The organism is Candidatus Pantoea formicae (genome assembly GCF_011752625.1).
Classification (GTDB): Bacteria; Pseudomonadota; Gammaproteobacteria; order Enterobacterales; family Enterobacteriaceae; genus Pantoea; species Pantoea formicae.
This window is the reverse complement of sequence record NZ_VWXD01000004.1, coordinates 133,563-154,700: the sequence shown is the minus strand read 5'-3', so window position 1 is coordinate 154,700 and position 21,138 is coordinate 133,563. Positions and strand designations below refer to the sequence as shown.

Genomic DNA, 21,138 nt, shown 5'->3' with positions numbered 1-21,138 from the left:
GTCAAAAAAGCCCCAGCTGCCCAGTAATGAGTGTAGCAAAATCATCGCCGACGAAAGGTAAAATGCCATCCGCCACCGGTTGTAACTGCTTGGTGACGTAGTGATCGTAGTCGAGCGGCGTATGGCGGGCTTCCAGCGGCTCCGGGCCAGCGGTCGCCATGACATAGCGAATCGAGCCGCCGTTCTGATACTGCAAGGGACGCTGCAATTTACGATTGTGCTCATCGGCGAGACGTGCGGCACGGACATGCGGCGGCACATTTTTTTCATAATCTTTTAGCGGACGGCGCAAGCGTTTTTTATACACCAGCAGTTCGTCCAGTTCACCCGCCAGCAACTGTGCCACCGTGTCGCGAATATAATCCTGCCACGGTTCGCCGCGAAAAATGCGACCATACAAATTTTGTTGGAATTGCTGCGCCAGTGGCGTCCAGTCGGTACGGACGGATTCCAGGCCTTTAAAGACCAGGCGCTCACTGCCATCGCTGCGAATCATGCCGGCGTAGCGTTTTTTACTGCCTTGTTCAGCGCCACGAATGGTGGGCATCAGGAAACGGCTGAAATGGGTTTCATACTCCAGCTCAAGGGCGCTTTCCAGCCCATAACTTTGCTGCAGATGCTCACGCCACCAGCCATTAACCTGCTGGGCCAGACGATGGCCAATGGCCGCCGCATCCGCTTCGCTGTGTGCACCTTTCAGCCAGACAAAGGTGGAGTCCGTGTCCCCATAAATCACATCAAAGCCTTCTGCTTCAATCAGTTCACGCGTCTGCTGCATGATGGCGTGGCCGCGCAGGGTGATTGAGGATGCCAGGCGCGGATCAAAAAATCGGCAGGCGCTGGTGCCGAGCACACCATAAAAGGCGTTCATGATGATCTTCAGCGCCTGTGACAGCGGCGCGTTGCTCGCACGCTTGGCGGCTTCACGCCCTTGCCAAATCTGTTCGACAATAGCGGGTAAGCAGTGCGTATGACGTGAGAAGCGCGCATGGCGGAAACCGGGCACCGAATCGGCATCCTCAGGATGCGCTAAGCCTTCGACTAGCCCCACAGGATCGATCAGGAAAGTGCGGATAATCGACGGATAGAGGCTTTTGTAATCCAGCACCAGCACGGAATCATACAGGCCTGGGCGAGAATCCATGACGTAACCGCCGGGGCTGGCTTCAGGTGCGACTTCACCGAGATTAGGTGCGACAAATCCGGCACGATGCATGCGCGGAATATAGAGATGGCCGAAGGCGGCAACCGAGCCGCCGTGGCGATCAACCGCCAAACCGTTGACGGTGGCGCGTTCCAGCAGGAACGGCATAATCGCGGTGTGCTGGAAGATGCGCGTCACCAGCTCGCAATCTTTCAGGTTGTACTTCGCCAGAGCCGGTTTGTCATGAGCAAAACGCCAGTTGATCTCTTCCATGCGCTGCCAAGGGTTATCAATGGCTTTCCCTTCCCCCAGAAGCTGGCGTGATACCGCTTCAAGGCTAAACGAGGGGAAATCCCAAAAGGCGGACTTAAGCGCCTCAATGCCATCGATCACCAAACGTCCCTGCGCCTGCGCGAAAAAAACGCCCGGTTTGAAACCATGCTCGCGCCACTCCAGCGCCTGATTCTGGCGGCCCAGGCGCAGTGGAATACCATAACGATCGGCGTGTTTTTGCAGTACGCGCAGATCGAACTGCACTACGCTCCAGCCGATGATGACATCCGGATCGTGGCGCGCAAACCAGGCATTGAGCTGCTCCAGCAACTGCGGACGGCTGTCGACATAGATCAAGTCGAAATCCAGCGTGCTGGCATCGCCATTTGCTGGACCAAGCATATACACCTGACGCTGGCCGCACCCCTCCAGCCCGATGCAGTAAAGTTCACCATGCTCGGAGGTTTCGATGTCCAGCGATACCCATTTCAATTGCGGACGATAGTCGGGATGTGGCTTCAAACGGGCATTAACGATACTGTCACCGCGCACGTCTCCGCTAAACCATACTGGCGCGGTGATAAAACGCTCCATCAAATAGCGCTCTGGTGGTCGGATATCTGCTTCATACACCGGAATGCCGTTTTCCCGCAGACGTTTTTCCAGATTTTGCAGCTGGCGGTTGCTACGACAATAAAGGCCAAACACCGGACGGCGCTGAAAATCCTTCAGCTCAAGCGCTTGTATCCGCGTGTGGCGCTCATCGCGGATCAGCACTTCGGTTTGCTGGCGGAACGTTTCGGGGATAAAGGCGACCGACTCCTGGGCGGGCAGCACCAGCCGCTGTGGGCCCTGCTCCGTGGCCAGCCACAACACCACTTCGCTGCCGGTTGGCGTGTCTCGCCAATGTCGGGTCAGCAGAAAACCTGCACGCGGATCGGTCACAGTAACTCCAGAAAATGAACTGCGCTAAGTATATCATGGATGTTTATACAGTGCCTGTGGCGATGAAATTGTCAGCACTTTGTCAACATCGTTCTACAATTCTTGCCTTGACGCTGTGGCGCTGGCTCCGGACAATCCAGCCTCTATATTCCGCAGAGGATAGTTATGGAAGCCTGGATTCAACACCTGTTTACGCAATCGCTGGAGTTCGCGCTCTTTGCTGTGGCGCTGGTCACCTTTCTCGAGTCACTGGCGTTCGTAGGATTGCTGTTACCAGGCACCGTGCTAATGGCCAGCCTCGGCGCGCTGGTCGGCAGCGGGCAGATTGGTTTGTACCCTGCCTGGGCGGCGGGCTTTGCCGGGTGTCTGATTGGTGACTGGGTCTCCTACGGTATTGGCTGGAAGTTTCAGGGGCCGCTGCACCGTTGGAAATATCTGCAAAAGTACAAAGGGCTGTTGGATAAAACAGAACACGCGCTGCACCAGCACAGCATGTTTACCATTTTGGTTGGACGTTTTGTTGGGCCGACCCGTCCGCTGATTCCCTTAGCGGCAGGTATGCTAGAGTTGCCCGTGCGTAAGTTTATTCCGCCAAACCTGATCGGTTGCATCCTCTGGCCTCCGGCCTATTTGATGCCGGGTATTTTGGCCGGTGTGGCGATAGATGTGCCGCAAGCTGCACAGGGTAGCCATTTTAAAGTATTGCTGCTGCTGGTGGCGCTGCTGGTATGGATCGGTTTCTGGTTACTCTGGCGCTGGTATCGCAGTGGGAAAACCGTCGATTGGGCCACCCGGTATCTGCCGCAGGCACGTCTGCGCTGGCTGGCACCCCTGGCGGCAGCGACTGGCGCGGCGGCATTTATCGCTATCCAATACCATCCGATGATGCCTGTTTTCCGCCATCTGCTGTGGAAGGTCTTCTTCGCTTAACGCTTTTTCACGCCAAGGATGGCGGCTGCTTCACTCTCACCGCTGATTAAGTGCTCAGTACTGCCATCCCAGTATATCCGTCCATCGACCACCACCAGGCTACGTGATGCAATCTGCTGAGCATCTTCCAGGCTGTGCGACACCATCAGCAGGGTAATATTGCGGCTTTCACACACGGATCGCACCAGTTGGAGCATCTCGCCGCGCAGGGCGGGATCCAGCGCCGAAAAGGGCTCATCAAGCAATAAAATCGGTTGGTTACGCAGTAAACAGCGAGCCAGGGCGACGCGTTGTCGTTGACCACCAGAGAGTTGTCCGGGAAGGCGGGTTAACAACGCTTGTAGACCGGTTTGCTCGGCGATAGCGGTAATCTGTTGCTGCTGTTCCGGTGTGAGTTTCAGGCCCGGATGCAGGCCCAATCCCATATTCTGCTGCACCGTCAGATGCGGGAACAGATTGTTCTCCTGGAACAGCATCGAAACCGGTCGTGCCGCCGGTACACTGCTGGTGTGATCGACGCCGTTCATGATCAGTGAGCCTTGGCTCACCGGCAGAAAGCCACCCAGCAAACTCAGCAAGGTGCTTTTGCCTGCGCCACTTGGGCCAAGAATCGCCAGCCGCTCACCTGCCTGCGCCTCAAAACTAAAGCGCATAGGCAGATGCTGGTAAAGGTAAGTGAGGTTATTCAGTGTCAGCATGGCGACCCGGTAATTTTTCCATCAATGTGAAGAGTAACAGGCACAGCAATAACAGCAGCAGTGCCGTCACGGCACCATCTGCGCCGCGATAGGCGCCAATTTGCTGGAACAAATAGAACGGCAGCGTGCGGAAATCAGCGCTACCAAACAGCGCTACCACACCGAAGTCGCCGATGGACAGCACGCAGGCAAACGCCATTGCCTGCGCAAGAGGGCGCTTCAGCGCGCGCAGCTCAATGATTGTCAGGCGGTTAAAACCACTGATGCCAAGCGAAGCACAGAGCTGGCTGTAGCGTGCGTGGATATCGCGCATGGGGTTCTCCAGCACTTTCATCGCATAGGGAATGGCAATCAACGCGTTGGTGAAAATCACCACGCCATCGGCACGTTCGGGTAACCCTACAGTGGCGTTAAATAGCAGGAAAAAGCCGCTGGCCAGCACAATGCCGGGCATCGCCAGAATCAGCATGCCGCTAAGTTCCATGGCCTGCGCCGCGACCTTATGCTGGCGCTGACGTAATTCACGGCTGCTCCACAGCAGCATCATGGTCAGAATCACACAGAGCAGCCCGGCACCGAGCGCAATACGCAGCGAGGTGAACGTCGCTTGCCACAACGCTGGCTGCTGCAGTGCTCCGGACACGCCGCCACGTAATCCGTCGACGATCACCGCCGCTAAAGGTGGCAGCAACAGCACCAGCGACAGGGCAATCAGCAGGCTATCTGAGAGTCGGGCATGCCAGGAATCCTGTGGATCGCGCCAGCCGCGAATATTTTGGCTGCCAGCGGGAATCGCCTGACTAAAGCGCTGGCTCATCAGCACCAGCAGCAAACAGCAACCCAGTTGCAGCAGCGCCAGCAATGCCGCACGGCTGGGGTCGTAATCAAAACTCAGGGCCTGATAGATCGCCAGCTCCAGCGTGGTAGCGCGCGGCCCGCCACCCAGCGCCAGTACGGTGGCAAAACTGGCAAAGCACAGCATAAAGATCAGCGCGGCAGTGGGCAGGATTTGTCGCCGCAGCCACGGCCACTCCAGCAGCCGAAAGAGATTCCAGCCACGCAGGCCCAGCTGCGCCGCAAGCTGGCGCTGTTCGCCAGGAATGCTTTCCAGCGCCTGGAGCAGCATGCGCGTGGCGAGTGGCAGATTAAAGAATACGTGGGCCAGCAGAATTCCCTGCAAACCATAGGGTGAGAAGTGGTAATGCATGCCGAGCAGGGCGCACAGTTGTGCCAGCCAGCCGCTGCGACCGTAGACGCTGAGCAAGCCAAAGACAGCCACCAATACGGGCAGTACCAGTGTCATGGCGCACAGGCGCAGCAACAGTGTGCGTCCGGGGAAACGGCGGCGATAAAGTGCCCGTGCGAGCAGGATGGCGGGCAGCACGGAGAACAGCGCCGACAGCAGCGCCTGCTCGAAAGAGAATGCCAATACATGATGCAGATAATGGTCGGTGAGTAAGCTACGCCAGTCGGTGGCAGGAGCGACCATCACCAGTGCACCAAATGCCAACAGTGCCACCGCGCACAATAAAAGCGCGACGACACTGCCGGGAATCAACCAACCTGGCATTAACGGCTAACGGCCTGTTGCCATGCGTTAACCCAACTGGTGCGATGGTCAGCGACTTCTGCTGAGGTGAACTGCAGCGCCGTCGCCGGGACAGACAATGACTGATAACCCGCTGGCAGATCGCTTTTAATCACCGGGTACATCCAGTTACCGGTTGGAATGGTCTGCTGGAAAGCGGGTGACACCATAAACTGCATGAATTGCTGCGCCAGTTGCGGCTGTTTGCTGCTGGCGAGTTGTGCGGCGACTTCCACCTGCAAATAGTGACCTTCGCTGAATGGCGCGGCAGCGTAGTTCTCTTTTTTCTCTTCGATGATGTGATAAGCCGGGGAGGTGGTGTAGCTCAACACCAGGTCGCCTTCGCCTTTCAGGAATAAACCGTAGGCTTCACTCCAGCCTTTGGTGACGGTGACCGTTTTTTGCGCCAGCTTTTGCCATGCTTCGGGTGCCTTATCGCCATAGACTTTTTGCATCCACAGCAACAGTCCAAGACCTGGGGTGCTGGTGCGCGGATCTTCATAAATGACGCGCCATTTTTCTGGGCTTTCAACCAGTTCTTTCAAGCTTTTCGGTGGGTTTTTCAGCTTGTTTTTATCGTAAACGAAAGCAAAGTAGCCGTAATCGAAGGGGATAAAGGTGTCGTTATGCCAGCCGTCAGGCAACTGCAGCTTACTGGTGTCGACGGCGCTTTTAACAAACAGGCCGGTTTTCTCTGCCGCTTGCACCAGATTATTGTCGAGACCCAGCACCACATCGGCTTTGCTGTTTTTGCCTTCCATGCGTACGCGATTGAGCAGGGACACGCCATCTTCCAGCGCCACATATTTCAGTTCGCAGCCGCATTCGGCCTCAAAGGCTTTTTTCACCGCAGGGCCAGGGCCCCAATCCGCAGAGAACGAATCGTAGGTGTAGACGGTCAGTACCGGTTTAGACGCGAAGGCCGGGGCAGCAAAAAGCAGGACCAGAGGCAGAACTTTGTTTAACACTTTGCGCTCCTTGAGGAGTAATGAGTTCGAGTCGCAAAGGATCTGAGTGAGATGGCATCTCAAATCCCTACGCCGGTATGAGCCGGATCAGGTTCGACGGGTTTCTCTCAGCCCAGTCAGTAGGGCACCCCGTTGAGAACGGCCTAGTTTAGACACTTCTGTGACAGTGCGAAAGCATCACAATTCGGGTGGGGCAAACCAGGCCGATTTAAAGTCAAACCAGCCCAGCGTATTGAGGCGCACACCGCGCATACTGCGCTGACCTTCAAGGAGCAACCAGTGATGAAACAGCGGATGGATAAAGTCACTGTCGACCAGTTGTTTGCTCCATTCTGCCAGCGGCAGGGCTTTCTGACGCCACTGTTCGGCATCGGCGCGCCAGTCAATCGGAATGCAATGTTGCATCAGCGGCAGTTCGTAGAGCTGTGCAAACAGCGCATAGTCCAGCGGCAAGGTGAAGTTGACGCTGCCCAGCCAAATGTCGCTTTCGCCTGCACCCTCAAACCACTCCTCGTAGCTCAGTTCGCGGGTGATGAGTTCCACGCCCTGCTGTGCCAGCAGCGGGCGCAATGCGTTGGCGATCCCTTCATGCTCGACATGATGGCTGTACCAACTCAGTGTGAGCTGGGTTAATCCTTCTGGTTTTACAGCAGAGGTTAAATCGCGACGGTGATGCCAGCGTGGCAGTAAACCGTAAGCCGGGAACCAGTAGCGTTGATAGCCTACGCCCGCATGGTTGAGCAGGGCGATGGGATTAAACAGATAGCTGACCCAACGGCGAAAGTGAGCGTCGCGCCCGCGTTCGGATCGTTGATCGTACAGCAGGAAATAGCAGCCCTCTTCGAGACGGCTCTCCTCCGACTTTTCATCAGCGGTTTCACCCTGGAGTTTCACCCCGGCATAAACCAGTTCGTCACTGATTTCCGGTAGCACCCAAATGGATACGTCATCAATCAACGCTCGATAGCCAAAATAGTCATCGAAGGCGGCGATTTTTAGCTGCGTTTGCTGATTGCGCACCACGCTGTAAGGGCCGGTGCCAATTGGTTGGCGGGCGAAATGGCGGAGTGTCGGCCATTCACGCGGCAAGATCATCGCGCTAACGCTGCCCAACAGCCAAGGCAACCAGTCATCGGGCTGGCTCAGGTGGATATCGAGTGTCCAGGGCGCGGGCGAATGCAATTTTTCAATATGGGAAAAAAGTGGCTGGTGGCGTACACGTTCGAGAGAAGCAATGATATCTTCCATTTCCAATTCACGACCATGATGGAAGCGAATCGCCGGACGCAAAAAGAAGCGCCAGTGCAGCGGGGAAGTTTGCTGCCAGTGGTGCGCGATATCGGGTTCGACTTCCCCCTTTTCCTCATTTATGCGCGTTAACGCATTGAAAATTTGCCGCGCCAGGTGGGTTTCTGAACGTCGTAGCGGCGATCCGGGCAGCAGGTTGGGCAGCGTACGGTAATAGAGTACGCGCAAAATGTGCTTGCCCTGGCGGAAGCTACGTCCAAGGTGCGCAGCAATCATCTGCCGCACTTGATCCTTATCACCCACCAGTTGGACCAGCTGCTCAATGCGATCCTGCTCCAGCAAATCCTCCGCACGCTGCTGCTGGAGCGCTAACCCGGTATAGTTGAAGCTCAGGGTTGAGCGCTTACCGCGTCCGGCTTCCGCTTGCCAAATCAGCCAGCCCGCATCCTGCATGGCATTGAGCAGGTTGCGCATATGGCGTCGTGAACAGTGCAATAGCTCAGCAAGTTCATTTAGCGTGGTTTCCTGATCCAGACCTTGGCAGCTTTGCCACAAGCGGATGAACTGTTGCTGTAGTCGCGCAGAGGACATAAAAGGGGAACTCCTTCTCAAAATCGCTCAGTTTTTCCTGCCCCATATTAGAGGCATACTGGCGGGCAATGGAAGAGCGGGAGGCATTCAGCAATGAATGGCGCTCTGCCAGCGGTTCCGCCGACGTGGAGCCTTTTCTGAGTAGGGTGCATTTTCACCGCCAGCAGCGTTTTCTCTGCTGGCTTTTTTCGTTTCGCTGTGAAAACCTTCCTCCCTCATTTCTGTTATTTGATTCTCCTCAAAGGGATTTCTGTATGAAATCGCTGTTAACGCGCCAGCGCCGCCTCAATCCGGTTTATCTCTCTTTTATGGCTGTGTCTTTTATGACCGGTGTGGCCGGTGCGTTGCAGGCACCTACGCTGAGCCTGTTTCTGACGCGTGAAGTACAGGTGCGGCCCTTCTGGGTAGGACTGTTTTTTACCATCAACGCGATTGCGGGCATTGTCATCAGTTTGTTGATGGCCAAGCGTTCCGACAGTCGTGGCGATCGTCGCAATCTGATTCTGTTTTGCTGCCTGATGGCGGTACTGAATGCGCTGCTGTTTGCCTTTAATCGTCATTATCTGACGCTGATCAGCGTGGGAGTGTTGCTGTCGGCACTTGCCAGCGTGGCAATACCGCAGATATTTGCGCTGGCACGAGAATATGCCGATCAGTCGGCGCGTGAAGTGGTGATGTTCAGCTCGGTGATGCGTGCGCAGCTTTCGTTGGCGTGGGTGATTGGTCCGCCACTGTCATTTGCGCTGGCACTCAACTACGGCTTCGTGACGCTGTTCTGCGTGGCGGCGGCGATTTTCCTGCTCAGTATGCTGTTGATTTGGCGCACTCTGCCATCGGTGCCGCGCGTGGCCGCGACGCCAGAGCAGGTATTGACCCAACTCAGCCCGTGGAAGGACAGCCAGGTACGCATGTTGTTCATCGCTTCGGTGGTGATGTGGGCATGCAACACCATGTATATCATCGATATGCCGCTCTATATCAGTTCAACCCTGGGATTGCCGGAAAAGCTGGCAGGCCTGTTAATGGGCACCGCTGCCGGGCTGGAAATTCCGATCATGCTGCTGGCCGGACACTACGCCAAACGCTTTGGTAAACGCAAACTGGTGCTGTTAGCGCTGGTGGCTGCCATTCTGTTCTATCTTGGGTTGGTAATGTTCCATTCACGCACAGCGTTGATGGTGTTGCAGCTGTTCAATGCGGCGTTTATTGGTATTGTTGCGGGGATTGGCATGCTGTGGTTCCAGGATCTCATGCCGGGGCGCGCGGGTGCGGCGACCACCATGTTCACCACCTCAATTTCGACGGGACTGATCATCGCGGGATTGATTCAGGGAACGCTCAGCGAACGTTTTGGCCATGAGTCGGTGTATTGGCTGGCGTTAGTGATGGCGGTTGTGGCGCTGGGGCTGGCTTCACGAGTACGGGATGCGCAATAAATAAAAAAGTCGCCAGCAAAGGCGACTTTATGGACATTGAGTGCGTATCAATCGGTACACATTGAAGCGCACCGAATAAGGCATTAACGCAAGAATGCTGGCTGAGTGGTCTCGTAGTTGGAGATTGACGCTTCGTGTTGCAGTGTCAACCCAATGCTGTCGAGGCCATTGATCATGCAGTGACGGCGGAAGCTGTCGATTTCAAAACTGTAAGACTTATCACCCGCCGTTACGGTCTGCGCTTCCAAATCAACGGTAAAGGTCACGCCTGGCTGTGCGGCCACCACTTTGAACATCTCATCCACTTCTTCATCGCTTAACTTCACTGGCAGCAGCTGGTTGTTGAAGCTGTTGCCGTAGAAGATATCCGCGAAGCTCGGTGCAATCACCACATGGAAACCGAAATCGGTCAGTGCCCAAGGCGCATGCTCACGTGACGAGCCGCAGCCAAAGTTTTCACGCGCCAACAGAATGCTGGTGCCTTTGAACTCCGGCTTGTTCAATACGAAGCTGGCGGTAGGAACGGTGCCCGCATCATCTTCAAAGCGCCAGTCGTGGAACAGATGCGCACCAAAACCGGTACGCGTCACTTTCTGCAAAAACTGTTTTGGAATGATGGCATCGGTGTCGACGTTGGCGGCATCCAGCGGGGCCACAATCCCGGTGTGTTGAGTAAATTTGTTCGCCATGGCTTAAGCTCCCTGAGTCAATTCACGAATGTCGGCAAAACGACCGGTTACCGCTGCGGCTGCTGCCATCGCTGGGCTCACTAAGTGAGTACGACCGCCGCGGCCCTGACGACCTTCAAAGTTACGGTTACTGGTGGATGCACAACGTTCGCCTGGGTTCAGACGGTCGTTGTTCATCGCCAGGCACATGGAGCAACCTGGCAGACGCCATTCAAAACCGGCTTCAAGGAAGATCTTATCCAGACCTTCGGCTTCAGCTTGTGCCTTCACTGGGCCTGAGCCAGGTACGACCATGGCAACCACGCCAGGCGCGACTTTGCGGCCTTTAGCGATGGCTGCTGCAGCGCGCAAATCTTCAATACGTGAGTTGGTGCAAGAGCCAATAAACACTTTATCGATAGCCACATCTGTCAGCTTAATGCCCGGTTTCAGGTCCATATAAGCCAGCGCTTTCTCTGCAGAGGCGCGTTCCACCGGATCGGCGAACGACTGTGGGTTAGGAATCGCTTGATCCACGGCCATGACCTGACCAGGGTTAGTGCCCCAGGTGACTTGCGGTGCAATATCCGCAGCATTCAGGGTGACGATGGTATCGAATTTGGCATCGCTGTCAGATTTCAGCGTACGCCAGTAGGCAACCGCTTGTTCCCACTGCTCGCCTTTCGGCGCGAACTGCTTGTCTTTCAGATAAGCGAAGGTGGTGTCATCAGGTGCGACTAAACCTGCTTTCGCCCCCATTTCAATCGCCATATTACACAGCGTCATGCGGCCTTCCATGCTCAGCGCTTCAATCGCTGGGCCACAGAATTCCACCACGTGGCCGGTACCACCCGCGCTGCCGGTTTTACCGATAATTGCCAATACGATGTCTTTCGCGGTGATGCCCGTGGCGGCTTCGCCCTGGACTTCAATCTTCATGGTTTTGGCACGGCCCTGTTTCAGAGTCTGGGTGGCAAACACATGCTCAACTTCGGAGGTGCCGATACCGAACGCCAGTGAGCCGAAGGCGCCGTGGGTCGCGGTATGGGAATCGCCGCAGACAATGGTCATGCCTGGCAGCGTCATCCCTTGTTCTGGCCCGATCACGTGCACGATGCCCTGGAACGGGTGATTCAGGTCATACAGCTGAATGCCGAACTCAGCACAGTTCTTGATCAGCTCTTGCATCTGAATACGCGCCATCTCACCCGACGCATTGATGTCTTTGGTCTGGGTGGAAACGTTGTGGTCCATGGTGGCGAACGTCTTCGACGGCTGACGCACTTTGCGGCCGTGAGCGCGCAGGCCATCAAAGGCCTGCGGTGACGTCACTTCATGGATCAGATGGCGATCGATGTACAGTAACGGGGTTTCGTTTGGTGCTTCGTGGACGACATGTGCATCAAATAACTTCTGGTATAAGCTTTTCATTTTATTATTTTTCCTCAGCGATGAAACCGGCAATAATGCTGCCCATTTCATCTGTGCTCACGGCAGGGCCGTTGCCGGCCAAATCGCGGGTGCGATGGCCCGCTTCGAGCGCACGGCTGACCGCACGCTCGATACTATCCGCTGCGTCATCCGCGTTCAGGCTATAGCGCAACAGCAGTGACAACGAGAGGATTTGTGCCACCGGGTTCGCAATGTTCTGACCCGCGATATCCGGCGCAGAACCGCCTGCTGGTTCATATAAACCGAAGCGCTCTTCGTTCATGCTGGCAGAAGGCAGCATGCCCATGGAGCCGGTGATTATCGCGCACTCATCCGACAGAATGTCACCAAACAGGTTAGAACAGAGCAGCACGTCAAACTGTGATGGATCTTTAATCAGCTGCATGGTGGCGTTATCGATGTACATGTGGCTCAACTGCACATCCGGATAATCTTTCGCCACTTCGTTGACGATTTCACGCCACATCACAGAGGTCTGCAATACGTTGGCTTTGTCAACAGAGGTCACTTTGTTACGACGCTTACGCGCGGCTTCGAAGGCGTTGCGAGCAATACGTTCGATCTCGAAACGATGATAAACTTCAGTATCAAATGCGCGCTCGTGTGGACCGCTACCTTCGCGACCTTTAGGCTGGCCGAAGTAGATGCCGCCGGTTAATTCACGCACGCACAGAATGTCGAAACCGCGTGCGGCGATGTCACTGCGCAGTGGGCAGAAAGCTTCCAGACCTTTATACAGGGCAGCAGGGCGCAGGTTGCTGAACAGCTTAAAGTGCTTACGCAGCGGCAGCAGCGCACCACGCTCAGGCTGGCCGGCCGGTGGCAGGTGTTCCCACTTCGGGCCACCTACAGAACCGAACAGAATCGCATCGGCCTGCTCAGCACCCGCGACCGTGGCTGGTGGCAGGGGTTCGCCGTGACGATCGATGGCGATACCACCAACATCATATTCGCTAGTGGTGATACGCATGTCGAAACGCGCGCGAATCGCATCGAGAACTTTCATGGCTTGCGCCATCACTTCCGGGCCGATTCCGTCGCCTGGCATTACCGCAATATGATAAGACTGAGTCATAGTTACACCGTTTCCTTCTGTTCTTTAAATTTACGCTGCAATTCTTTTTCTACCTGCTTAGCGCGCCAGATGTTGTTCAGGGCGTTAACCATCGCTTTCGCAGAAGATTCGACGATATCGGTCGCCAGGCCTACGCCATGGAATTTACGACCGTTGTAGTTGACCACGATATCCACCTGGCCCAGCGCATTCTCGCCGTGACCTTTGGCGGTCAACTTGTAGTTCACCAATTCTGCTTCGAAACCGGTGATGCGGTTGATGGCTTGATACACCGCATCAACGGGACCGTTGCCGGTGGCGGCATCCGCTTTAGTCTCTTCACCACAGCCCAACTGCACAGAAGCAGTGGCGGTGACGCTGGAACCGGTCTGCACGTTGAATTCGTTCAACTGGAAATACTCTGGCTCTTCGTTCTGCTTATTAATGAAGGCCAAGGCTTCCAGGTCGTAGTCGAACACTTGCCCTTTTTTATCGGCCAGCTTCAGGAAGGCGTCGTACAAGGCATCGACGTTGTAGTCAGAATCTTTGTAACCCATCTCTTCCATACGATGCTTCACGGCTGCGCGGCCTGAACGGGAAGTCAGGTTCAGCTGGATTTTGTGCAAGCCGATGGATTCTGGCGTCAGGATTTCGTAGTTCTCGCGGTTCTTCAACACGCCATCCTGATGGATACCGGAAGAGTGGGCGAAAGCACCGGTGCCGACGATCGCTTTGTTGGCCGGAATCGGCATGTTGCAGATTTGGCTGATCAGTTGGCTGGTGCGGTAGATTTCCTGATGATGAATATTGGTGTGCAGGTTCATGATCTGCTGACGCGTTTTAATCGTCATGATCACTTCTTCTAACGCACAGTTACCGGCGCGTTCACCCAAGCCATTGATGGTGCCTTCAACCTGACGCGCACCCGCCAACACCGCCGCAACCGCATTGCCGGTGGCCATACCTAAATCATCATGGGTGTGTACAGACAGGATGGCTTTATCGATATTCGGCACACGTTCGCGCAGTTGGCTGAAGATGTTGGCGTATTCATGCGGCAAGGTGTAGCCAACGGTATCTGGAATGTTGATGGTGGTTGCGCCTGCATTGATCGCGGCTTCTACCACACGGCACAGATCGTCGATTGGCGTGCGACCACCGTCTTCACAGGAAAACTCTACGTCGTCGGTATAGTTGCGAGCGCGTTTAATGGAAGCCACCGCGCGTTCAATCACATCTGGCAGGGTACTGCGCAATTTGGTGGCGATATGCATCGGCGAAGTGGCGAGGAAGGTGTGAATACGGAACGCATCAGCCACACGCAAGGCTTCGTAAGCGGCATCGATATCTTTATCAACGCAGCGTGCCAACGCGGCCACACGACTGTTTTTCACTGAACGCGCGATGGTCTGGACGGATTCGAAATCCCCAGGTGAAGAAATCGGGAAACCGACTTCCATCACATCCACGCCCATACGTTCCAGCGCCAAGGCGATCTGCAGTTTTTCTTTAACACTCAGGCTGGCCTGTAATGCCTGCTCGCCGTCACGCAGAGTGGTATCGAAAATAATAACTTGCTGGCTCATGGTCATCTTCCTTTTGCTTTAACTTCGCCGCTGCAACGAGCATAAAAAAACCCGCGCATCGGCGCGGGTTTCTTAAACTTCTTCAGGTTCGAATCAGTGATTGATTCCGCCCACAAGTCTACCGCGCAAACTGAATGCGTTTAGTAGTAGACCGAGTAGACGGAAAGAATGGAACATGACTCAAACCTCGTAAATTTTTTGCTGCACATATTGATACTGGGATCGCAGCGGGAAGTCAACCCTAAGTGAAAGGGTATTTTTGTTTGTTAAGAAGGGTGATCTGCTGTGAATATCCGGCTGCGCAGAGCTTTGGCATTAATTAGCTGATGTCTGAGTGGGTTAATCATTCTAAAAAATCTTTTAAAAAAATAAATTAATTTTAATTAATTGAATTTAAAGGATTTACTGCATTATTGCTTGAGTGCATATAAGCAAGATTGAGCATGTTGTTTAGCACAATGTCATGTGAGAACGAGATTTCAAAGTTAATCACGCCAGAAAGTAATTCTCAGAAAAAATTGTGGCCTGAACGGTCGGGCAATATGAAAATCATATTTCTTAGAACACACTGTAATTAATCCGGAAACCAGCATTTTCCTCTGTAGTTGTGGCTGAGCATTAGTTTAATCCTCGCGAGCGATTATCTGGCATCAGTGCCTTTTCTGCCCGATTCGGCGTGCCTTGGCACCCAGACGTTTGCAGGGCGGGTTTTCTACGGTTATGGTAATCGACCTACTCTCAAAAGAATCAACTCAAGTAGATTCCCTGTACCTGGAAGGCAGAAATGAATTCTGTCATCTGAGCATAAACATAAGGTTTTGATCTTAATTGGCGAATACGGGACAGAATGGTAGCAGCGCAGGGACAAGTCGCGTTGCTCAGTTCTGTTCCTCAAGCCTGGAGGCAGAAAATGGAGATGTTGTCAGGAGCCGAAATGGTCGTCCGTTCGTTGATCGATCAGGGCGTTAAGCAGGTGTTCGGCTATCCGGGCGGAGCGGTGCTCGACATTTACGATGCACTGCAAACGGTCGGCGGTATTGACCACGTACTGGTTCGTCACGAGCAGGGCGCGGTGCATATGGCTGATGGCCTGGCGCGCGCGACCGGCGAAGTGGGCGTGGTGCTGGTGACTTCAGGTCCTGGTGCAACCAATGCCATTACCGGTATTGCGACCGCCTATATGGATTCTATCCCAATGGTGATTCTGTCGGGCCAGGTGCCGACTTCACTGATTGGTTATGATGCGTTCCAGGAGTGCGACATGGTCGGGATTTCCCGCCCAGTGGTGAAGCACAGCTTTCTGGTGAAAAATGCTGAAGAGATCCCAACCGTGCTGAAGAAAGCCTTCTGGCTGGCAGCCAGTGGCCGTCCTGGCCCGGTGGTGATCGATCTACCCAAAGATATTCTTAACCCGGCGAAAAAGCTGCCGTATGTCTGGCCTGAAGCCGTCAGCATGCGCTCTTATAACCCCACCATTCAGGGCCATAAAGGTCAGATTAAGCGCGCGCTGCAAACGCTGCTGGCTGCGCATAAACCGGTCATTTACGCCGGTGGTGGTGCGATTATGTCGGGTTGTGAAGCGGAACTGCTGCAGTTGGCTGAACAGCTGAATATTCCCGTGACCACTTCTCTGATGGGTCTCGGCGTGTTCCCGGGTACCCATCGCCAGTGTGTCGGCATGTTGGGCATGCACGGTACCTATGAAGCCAATATGACCATGCACAATGCCGATCTGATTTTCGGTATTGGCGTGCGCTTCGATGACCGTACCACCAACAACCTGGCGAAATACTGCCCGAATGCCACCATCATGCATATCGACGTCGATCCCACCTCGATCTCCAAAACCGTCAGCGCGGACATTCCGATCGTGGGTGATGCGAAGCAGACATTGGTGCAGATGTTGGAACTGCTGGCACAGAGCGATGCAAAACAAGAGCTGGATAGCCTGCGCGACTGGTGGCAGACCATTGATGGCTGGCGCAGCCGCAAGTGCCTGGAATTTGATCGTACCAGCGACAAGATTAAACCGCAGGCGGTTATCGAAACCATTTGCCGTTTGACCAAGGGTGAAGCTTACGTCACCTCCGACGTGGGCCAGCATCAGATGTTCGCTGCGCTTTACTACCAGTTCGATAAACCGCGTCGTTGGATTAACTCTGGCGGTCTCGGCACCATGGGCTTCGGCTTGCCGGCGGCACTGGGTGTGAAAATGGCATTGCCAGATGAAACCGTGATCTGTGTGACCGGCGACGGCAGCATCCAGATGAACATTCAGGAACTGTCGACCGCATTGCAATACGATTTGCCCGTGCTGGTACTGAACCTGAACAACGGCTTCCTCGGCATGGTGAAGCAGTGGCAGGATATGATTTATTCCGGCCGCCATTCACAGTCTTACATGCAATCTCTGCCTGACTTCGTGCGCTTAGCAGAAGCTTACGGCCATGTGGGGATTTCAATTGCGCATCCTGCTGAGCTGGAAGAGAAGCTGCAGCTGGCATTGGATACCCTGGCAAAAGGGCGTCTGGTGTTTGTTGATGTCAATATTGACGGCAGCGAGCACGTATACCCGATGCATATTCGCGGTGGCGGGATGGACGAGATGTGGTTGAGTAAAACGGAGAGGACATAATCATGCGTCGTATTTTATCAGTTCTGCTGGAAAACGAATCCGGCGCATTGTCTCGCGTGGTGGGCTTGTTCTCCCAGCGCGGCTACAACATTGAGAGCCTCACCGTTGCACCTACTGACGATCCTACGCTGTCGCGCATGACCATCCAGACGGTCGGCGATGAGAAAGTGCTGGAACAGATCGAGAAGCAACTGCACAAGCTGGTGGACGTGTTACGTGTCAGCGAACTGGGGCAAGGTGCCTACGTTGAGCGTGAAATCATGTTGGTAAAAATTCAGGCCAGCGGCTACGGCCGTGAAGAGGTGAAGCGCAGCGCGGAGATTTTCCGTGGTCAGATTATTGACGTGACACCCTCGCTGTACACGGTTCAGCTGGCAGGGACCAGCGACAAGCTTGATGCCTTCCTCAATACGGTTCGCGATGTTGCTGAGATCGTAGAAGTGGCGCGCTCAGGTATTGTTGGCGTATCGCGCGGCGACCGTATTATGCGGTAATACCCTAAAGTTATCATCGCGTAGCTAAGCTAACCCGGCGTAATGCCGGGTTTTTTTATTTTATGCGCGTGTGAGAACTACCTGATAAAAGCGGTTGCTCAGCGTAGTGTTCTGCGGTTAGATGTTACAAATGTTTTACCCTTAGCTACTCTGCGGACATTTCCGCCAGCCCTGGCTAATCAGAATTAAGGTGTCATCGTGAAACTGGATGAAATTGCGCGCCTGGCAGGCGTGTCGCGCACCACTGCCAGTTATGTTATCAATGGCAAAGCGCGGCAGTATCGTGTCAGCGAGAAAACCGTGGAAAAAGTGATGGCGGTGGTGCGTGAGTACAATTACCACCCCAATGCCGTTGCCGCAGGTCTGCGCGCGGGGCGCACGCGTTCTATCGGCTTGGTCATCCCCGATCTGGAAAACACCAGTTACACGCGCATCGCGAATTATCTGGAACGTCAGGCGCGTCAACGCGGCTATCAGTTGTTGATCGCTTGTTCTGAAGATCAGCCCGACAATGAAATGCGCTGTATTGAGCATCTGCTACAGCGCCAGGTCGATGCGATCATCGTCTCGACATCGCTGCCTCCTGAGCACCCGTTCTATCAGCGCTGGATCAACGATCCACTGCCGATTATCGCACTGGACCGCGCGCTGGATCGTGAACACTTCACCAGCGTAGTGGGAGCCGATCAAGACGACGCTCATGCGCTGGCGGCTGAATTGCGTCAGCTTCCCGTGAAAAACGTCCTGTTTCTCGGTGCACTGCCAGAACTTTCAGTGAGCTTCCTGCGCGAGATGGGCTTTCGTGATGCCTGGAAGGATGACGAGCGCCAAATTGATTACATTTACTGTAATAGTTTTGACCGAGCTGCTGCAGCCACTTTGTTTGAAAAGTACCTTGAAGACCATCCCATGCCGGATGCGCTCTTTACCACCTCCTTTGGGTTGTTGCAGGGGGTAATGGATATTACGTTGAAACGGGAAGGGCGTTTGCCGATTGACCTCGCCATCGCCACGTTTGGCGACCACGAATTACTGGACTTTCTCGAGTGTCCGGTGCTGGCGGTAGGGCAACGTCATCGCGATGTAGCAGAGCGTGTTTTGGAGTTGGTATTGGCTTCACTGGATGAACCGCGCAAGCCGAAACCGGGTCTAACTCGAATTCGTCGTAATTTATTCCGGCGTGGGCAATTAAGCCGTCGCGTTAAATGAAATCGTGGGCAGTTTGCTGCCCGCGCTTATTTCATCCTGCAAATATTTTATCGCCATAGGACGCAGGTAAAAAAGCGTAAATTGTCGCCAACTCCGCTAACGAATTAACCGCGCTGTGTTTTCTTATTTGTTTACATCTTCAACAGTGACGCGTAGCAGAGCTGGCGCGATGGTGCTGGGCTTCCTTTCAGAAATCCCCTAAAATGCAGCCGCTGTCGCATATCATGGGATAATTATCTTTTGCGGTAAAAGCGCTTTATTTTTCACCGTTTCTCAAATCGTGAAAATTTTTATTCCATTATTCATTAGGTTAATTTTTTATTTTGCCACTCTTTAGCCCTAAATTCCCTTCTCTAAATAATTCTATTGCTTGTAAAGAGTGATATTCACTTGCCGTTGCGGCTTGACAAGGATTTCATAGGCTCCGTAAACTCGTTTCGTGGTAAAAAGTGGGATAAAGTGGTGAAAACGGGTGATTGGGGGGTAAGACTGACATGTTCCGAGGAGCAACGTTAGTCAATCTCGACGGTAAAGGCCGATTAGCGGTACCAACACGCTATCGCGAATTGCTTGTCGCGGAGTCTCAGGGGCAAATGGTGTGCACCATTGACCTCCACCAACCATGTCTGTTGCTTTACACCCTGCCCGAATGGGAAATCATCGAGAAAAAACTGGCGCGCTTATCCAGCATGAATCCGAACGAACGTCGCGTGCAGCGGCTGCTGTTAGGACATGCCAGTGAATGCCAGATGGATAATGCAGGTCGTTTGTTGCTGGCGAATACGCTAAGGCAACATGCGAGCCTCACCAAAGAAGTGATGCTGGTTGGACAGTTCAATAAGTTTGAGCTGTGGGATGAACAGACCTGGTATCAACAAGTTAAGGACGATATTGACGCAGAACAGTCAGCTCAGGAGCCATTATCTGAGCGGTTGCAGGACTTGTCGCTATAGCTATGCAGGATAATTTTAAACACACCACAGTGCTGCTGGATGAGGCGGTTAACGGCCTCAATATCAGGGAAGACGGCATTTACATCGACGGCACTTTTGGTCGCGGCGGTCACTCACGCCTGATCCTTTCGCAGCTAGGCGCGAACGGACAGCTTCTGGCGATTGATCGCGATCCGCAAGCCATAGCCGCCGCTGCTGAGATCCAGGACCCGCGTTTTTCGATTGTGCACGGGCCGTTTTCTGCACTGGCTGATTATGTTGAAGAACGTGGATTGACGGGCAAGATCGACGGCGTATTGCTGGATCTGGGCGTCTCATCACCGCAGTTGGATGACGCAGAGCGCGGTTTCTCATTCATGCGTGATGGGCCATTGGACATGCGCATGGATCCCACCCGTGGACAATCTGCCGCTGAATGGCTGATGAATGCAGAAGAAGCGGATATCGCTTTCGTCATCAAAACCTACGGTGAAGAAAAGTTTGGCAAGCGCATCGCACGCGCCATTGTTGAACGAAATCGGGAACAACCGATTACGCGCACCAAAGAGTTAGCGACGTTGATTGCTGCCGCTATGCCGGTGAAGGACAAATTTAAGCACCCGGCGACACGTACGTTCCAGGCGATCCGCATCTGGATTAACAGTGAACTGGAAGAGATCGACATCGCATTGAAGGGCGCTATGTCGGTTCTGGCACCCGGTGGAAGATTATCGGTCATCAGCTTCCATTCACTGGAAGACCGTTTAGTGAAACGCTTTATGCGCGATCAGAGCCGTGGACCCCAAGTGCCAGCCGGCATTCCGATGACGGAAAGCCAACTGAAAGCGCTGGGTGGCCGTGAATTGAAGACGCTCGGCAAGTTGATTCCCGGTGAAGCTGAAGTGAATGAGAATCCACGCGCACGCAGCTCGGTACTGCGAATTGCTGAAAGGACGGCAATATGATTGGAAACGAGCGACACAGTCTGCCCGGCGTCATTGGGGGTGATTTGCTGCGATTCGGCAAGATCCCGATGTTGCTGTTGATCGCAGTCCTGGTGTCCTCGATTCTGGTGGTGACCACGACGCACAAGACGCGTCTGCTGACGGCGCAGCGTGAGCAGTTAGTGTTAGAACGCGATGCGCTCGATATCGAGTGGCGTAACTTGATTCTGGAAGAGAATGCGCTCGGCGATCATAGCCGGGTAGAGCGGATAGCAACCGATAAGCTGCATATGCAGCATGTTGATCCTTCACAGGAAAATATTGTGGTGCAGAAATAAGGAAT

At 54.2% G+C, this 21,138-nt stretch carries 18 protein-coding genes and 1 riboswitch; of the genes, 8 read left to right on the top strand and 10 right to left on the bottom strand.

The annotated features are described in order from the left end of the window. Window position 1: 1 nt before the first annotated feature. Window positions 2–2,362, bottom strand: a complete 2,361-nt coding sequence (gene polB / locus F3J38_RS13265; protein ID WP_167139087.1) for a DNA polymerase II — start codon at window positions 2,360–2,362, stop codon at window positions 2–4. A gap of 165 nt (window positions 2,363–2,527) precedes the next feature. On the opposite strand from polB, the gene F3J38_RS13260 reads away from it, so the two are divergent. Continuing rightward, window positions 2,528–3,292, top strand: a complete 765-nt coding sequence (locus F3J38_RS13260) for a DedA family protein (protein ID WP_167139085.1) — start codon at window positions 2,528–2,530, stop codon at window positions 3,290–3,292. Here the strand turns inward: F3J38_RS13260 and thiQ are convergent. The 4 genes from thiQ to sgrR form a co-directional block, all read right to left on the bottom strand. Continuing rightward, window positions 3,289–3,990, bottom strand: a complete 702-nt coding sequence (gene thiQ / locus F3J38_RS13255; protein ID WP_167139083.1) for a thiamine ABC transporter ATP-binding protein ThiQ — start codon at window positions 3,988–3,990, stop codon at window positions 3,289–3,291. The two genes, F3J38_RS13260 and thiQ, sit on opposite strands and share 4 nt — an antisense overlap. After that, the gene (gene thiP / locus F3J38_RS13250; RefSeq protein ID WP_167139081.1) at window positions 3,974–5,560 is read right to left on the bottom strand and encodes a thiamine/thiamine pyrophosphate ABC transporter permease ThiP; all 1,587 of its coding nucleotides are present in this window, start codon (window positions 5,558–5,560) and stop codon (window positions 3,974–3,976) included. Before thiP ends, thiQ begins: the two co-directional genes overlap by 17 nt. Then, window positions 5,560–6,546, bottom strand: coding sequence for a thiamine ABC transporter substrate binding subunit (gene thiB, locus F3J38_RS13245; RefSeq protein WP_167139079.1), 987 nt, complete (start codon window positions 6,544–6,546; stop codon window positions 5,560–5,562). Before thiB ends, thiP begins: the two co-directional genes overlap by 1 nt. 46 nt (window positions 6,547–6,592) lie before the next feature. Further along, a riboswitch (TPP riboswitch) is annotated at window positions 6,593–6,688 on the bottom strand. 35 nt (window positions 6,689–6,723) lie between these two features. Continuing rightward, window positions 6,724–8,385, bottom strand: a complete 1,662-nt coding sequence (gene sgrR, locus F3J38_RS13240; RefSeq protein WP_167139077.1) for an HTH-type transcriptional regulator SgrR — start codon at window positions 8,383–8,385, stop codon at window positions 6,724–6,726. A gap of 254 nt (window positions 8,386–8,639) precedes the next feature. On the opposite strand from sgrR, the gene F3J38_RS13235 reads away from it, so the two are divergent. Further along, window positions 8,640–9,821, top strand: coding sequence for an MFS transporter (locus F3J38_RS13235; protein ID WP_167139075.1), 1,182 nt, complete (start codon window positions 8,640–8,642; stop codon window positions 9,819–9,821). Window positions 9,822–9,904: 83 nt separating this feature from the next. Here the strand turns inward: F3J38_RS13235 and leuD are convergent, their stop codons facing one another. The 5 genes from leuD to leuL all read right to left on the bottom strand — a co-directional run bounded on the left by leuD (window position 9,905) and on the right by leuL (window position 14,758). Then, window positions 9,905–10,510, bottom strand: a complete 606-nt coding sequence (gene leuD, locus F3J38_RS13230; RefSeq protein ID WP_167139073.1) for a 3-isopropylmalate dehydratase small subunit — start codon at window positions 10,508–10,510, stop codon at window positions 9,905–9,907. Window positions 10,511–10,513: 3 nt separating this feature from the next. After that, entirely contained in the window at window positions 10,514–11,920 is a 1,407-nt protein-coding gene (leuC, locus tag F3J38_RS13225; protein ID WP_167139071.1) for a 3-isopropylmalate dehydratase large subunit, read from the bottom strand. A 4-nt stretch (window positions 11,921–11,924) separates the two neighbouring features. After that, window positions 11,925–13,016, bottom strand: coding sequence for a 3-isopropylmalate dehydrogenase (gene leuB / locus F3J38_RS13220; RefSeq protein ID WP_167139069.1), 1,092 nt, complete (start codon window positions 13,014–13,016; stop codon window positions 11,925–11,927). Window positions 13,017–13,018: 2 nt separating this feature from the next. Then, entirely contained in the window at window positions 13,019–14,581 is a 1,563-nt protein-coding gene (gene leuA, locus F3J38_RS13215; protein ID WP_167139067.1) for a 2-isopropylmalate synthase, read from the bottom strand. 93 nt (window positions 14,582–14,674) lie between these two features. Continuing rightward, window positions 14,675–14,758, bottom strand: coding sequence for a leu operon leader peptide (leuL, locus tag F3J38_RS28375; RefSeq protein WP_101749442.1), 84 nt, complete (start codon window positions 14,756–14,758; stop codon window positions 14,675–14,677). A 733-nt stretch (window positions 14,759–15,491) separates the two neighbouring features. On the opposite strand from leuL, the gene ilvI reads away from it, so the two are divergent. The 6 genes from ilvI to ftsL all read left to right on the top strand — a co-directional run bounded on the left by ilvI (window position 15,492) and on the right by ftsL (window position 21,133). Continuing rightward, complete coding sequence (gene ilvI, locus F3J38_RS13205; RefSeq protein ID WP_167139065.1) at window positions 15,492–17,216, top strand: acetolactate synthase 3 large subunit; 1,725 nt, start codon at window positions 15,492–15,494, stop codon at window positions 17,214–17,216. 2 nt (window positions 17,217–17,218) lie between these two features. Continuing rightward, window positions 17,219–17,710, top strand: coding sequence for an acetolactate synthase small subunit (gene ilvN, locus F3J38_RS13200; RefSeq protein WP_167139063.1), 492 nt, complete (start codon window positions 17,219–17,221; stop codon window positions 17,708–17,710). A gap of 198 nt (window positions 17,711–17,908) precedes the next feature. After that, complete coding sequence (gene cra / locus F3J38_RS13195) at window positions 17,909–18,919, top strand: catabolite repressor/activator (protein WP_167139061.1); 1,011 nt, start codon at window positions 17,909–17,911, stop codon at window positions 18,917–18,919. Between the two features lie 494 nt (window positions 18,920–19,413). Next, window positions 19,414–19,872, top strand: a complete 459-nt coding sequence (gene mraZ, locus F3J38_RS13190) for a division/cell wall cluster transcriptional repressor MraZ (protein ID WP_038649082.1) — start codon at window positions 19,414–19,416, stop codon at window positions 19,870–19,872. Window positions 19,873–19,874: 2 nt separating this feature from the next. After that, window positions 19,875–20,816 (top strand): 16S rRNA (cytosine(1402)-N(4))-methyltransferase RsmH, encoded by a 942-nt coding sequence (gene rsmH, locus F3J38_RS13185; RefSeq protein ID WP_167139059.1) that lies wholly within the window; start codon window positions 19,875–19,877, stop codon window positions 20,814–20,816. Further along, window positions 20,813–21,133: a cell division protein FtsL gene (gene ftsL, locus F3J38_RS13180; RefSeq protein WP_167139057.1), complete on the top strand. Its 321-nt coding sequence runs from the start codon at window positions 20,813–20,815 to the stop codon at window positions 21,131–21,133. The genes rsmH and ftsL overlap by 4 nt, the downstream gene beginning before the upstream one ends. Window positions 21,134–21,138: the final 5 nt, after the last annotated feature.

Excerpts from the sequence above, each read along its gene's own strand:
- ilvN (WP_167139063.1), top strand. The coding sequence starts at position 17,219 with ATGCGTCGTATTTTATCAGTTCTGCTGGAAAACGAATCCGGCGCATTG.
- sgrR (WP_167139077.1), bottom strand. The coding sequence starts at position 8,385 with ATGTCCTCTGCGCGACTACAGCAACAGTTCATCCGCTTGTGGCAAAGC.
- ilvI (WP_167139065.1), top strand. The coding sequence starts at position 15,492 with ATGGAGATGTTGTCAGGAGCCGAAATGGTCGTCCGTTCGTTGATCGAT.
- ftsL (WP_167139057.1), top strand. The coding sequence starts at position 20,813 with ATGATTGGAAACGAGCGACACAGTCTGCCCGGCGTCATTGGGGGTGAT.
- leuA (WP_167139067.1), bottom strand. The coding sequence starts at position 14,581 with ATGAGCCAGCAAGTTATTATTTTCGATACCACTCTGCGTGACGGCGAG.
- leuB (WP_167139069.1), bottom strand. The coding sequence starts at position 13,016 with ATGACTCAGTCTTATCATATTGCGGTAATGCCAGGCGACGGAATCGGC.
- leuC (WP_167139071.1), bottom strand. The coding sequence starts at position 11,920 with ATGAAAAGCTTATACCAGAAGTTATTTGATGCACATGTCGTCCACGAA.
- mraZ (WP_038649082.1), top strand. The coding sequence starts at position 19,414 with ATGTTCCGAGGAGCAACGTTAGTCAATCTCGACGGTAAAGGCCGATTA.
- leuD (WP_167139073.1), bottom strand. The coding sequence starts at position 10,510 with ATGGCGAACAAATTTACTCAACACACCGGGATTGTGGCCCCGCTGGAT.
- F3J38_RS13235 (WP_167139075.1), top strand. The coding sequence starts at position 8,640 with ATGAAATCGCTGTTAACGCGCCAGCGCCGCCTCAATCCGGTTTATCTC.
- leuL (WP_101749442.1), bottom strand. The coding sequence starts at position 14,758 with ATGTTCCATTCTTTCCGTCTACTCGGTCTACTACTAAACGCATTCAGT.
- F3J38_RS13260 (WP_167139085.1), top strand. The coding sequence starts at position 2,528 with ATGGAAGCCTGGATTCAACACCTGTTTACGCAATCGCTGGAGTTCGCG.
- rsmH (WP_167139059.1), top strand. The coding sequence starts at position 19,875 with ATGCAGGATAATTTTAAACACACCACAGTGCTGCTGGATGAGGCGGTT.
- thiQ (WP_167139083.1), bottom strand. The coding sequence starts at position 3,990 with ATGCTGACACTGAATAACCTCACTTACCTTTACCAGCATCTGCCTATG.
- thiP (WP_167139081.1), bottom strand. The coding sequence starts at position 5,560 with ATGCCAGGTTGGTTGATTCCCGGCAGTGTCGTCGCGCTTTTATTGTGC.